Here is a 453-nt window from a genome sequence, read left to right on the forward strand (position 1 = left end):
TCGGGGCATGGGGTGCTGACGCATCTGGGGATCGACACCGTGCAGTTGGGTGGCGAGGGTTTCGAGCTGCTGGTGCAGAAGGGCGACACCGTCCGCCGCGGCGACCCGATGATCCGGTGGAACCCGGCCGAGGTGGAGCGGGCGGGCAAGTCGCCCGTATGCCCCGTCGTCGCGCTCGAAGCCACCGCCGAATCGCTGACCGAGGTCGCGGAGGATGGCGAGATCACCCCGGACGGGGTCCTCTTCCACTGGAGTTGAGCCCCGGCGGCCGGTGCGCCCGTCCGAAACGGGCGCTCGCCGACCGCGTAGTGGGTGGCCGGTGGGTGGGGGGTTGGTGTGGGTGTGCTGGTTGGTGTGTGCCGGTGTTGGCCGGTGTCGGTGTTGGCCGGTGTCGGTGTTGGTCTGTGTTGGTCAGTGTCAGTGTTGGTCAGTGATGGGTGGATTGGTGGAGGA

The 453-nt window shown here is 68.4% G+C and carries 1 protein-coding gene; it reads left to right on the forward strand.

All coding sequences use genetic code 11. From position 1 onward, the window contains the following. Positions 1 to 258 (forward strand): PTS sugar transporter subunit IIA (locus AC5P1B_RS35835; RefSeq protein ID WP_493892221.1); only part of this gene is annotated, 258 nt, incomplete at its 5' end. Positions 259 to 453 lie beyond the last annotated feature (195 nt).

The organism is Streptomyces sp. A01 (genome assembly GCF_059026195.1).